The sequence below is a fragment of the Pilosibacter fragilis genome, from assembly GCF_032490495.1.
GTDB lineage: Bacteria > Bacillota > Clostridia > Lachnospirales > Lachnospiraceae > Pilosibacter > Pilosibacter fragilis.
In genome coordinates this window covers 1-591 of the sequence record NZ_JAVYJB010000079.1, presented here as the reverse complement: position 1 = coordinate 591, position 591 = coordinate 1, and the positions used below count along the sequence as shown (strand labels likewise).

Genomic DNA, 591 nt, shown 5'->3' with positions numbered 1-591 from the left:
CCGGATCAAAGGATATTTGCTCCTCCCCGAAGCTTTTCGCAGCTTATCACGTCTTTCATCGGCTCTTAGTGCCAAGGCATCCACCCTGCGCTCTTTCTAGCTTAACCAGTAGTATTTCCGCCGCGGGAACGGTTTTCATACGAAGGTGCATAGCGTTGCACCCCTGGTCTTAAAGTTTACTTGATTCTTTCGGTTACGTATCTTTCGATACGCCTCGGATGTCTTGTATCTTAAATATTTAAGATTCAATTATTCAATATGTGATTTTCAAGGTACGTTAGGGATTAGATTTAATCCCGAGTGGAGATGGAGAGATTCGAACTCTTGACCCCCTGCTTGCAAGGCAGGTGCTCTCCCAACTGAGCTACACCCCCATGGATGCGGGCCTTCCCTCTTTTCAGAGGCGATCCCTTATTCATTTATGTTCTGTATTTATTTCAATCAGCCAGTCACTTGTTGCATTACCTTTTCAGGTAATGGGCTTAAGTGGACTCGAACCACCGACCTCACGCTTATCAGGCGTGCGCTCTAACCGGCTGAGCTATAAGCCCATTGAATCTGGCATCCACCTGCTCTCCCATGCCGTCTCCA

General features: G+C 47.4%; 2 tRNA genes and 1 rRNA gene. All 3 read right to left on the bottom strand.

Annotation, left to right across the window (positions count from 1 at the left end):
- Nucleotides 1–107, bottom strand: a 23S ribosomal RNA gene (locus ABCW45_RS17825); the annotation flags it as partial.
- Nucleotides 108–301: 194 nt separating this feature from the next.
- A tRNA-Ala gene (locus ABCW45_RS17820) sits at nt 302–374 on the bottom strand.
- A 103-nt stretch (nt 375–477) separates the two neighbouring features.
- Nucleotides 478–551, bottom strand: a tRNA-Ile gene (locus ABCW45_RS17815).
- Nucleotides 552–591: the final 40 nt, after the last annotated feature.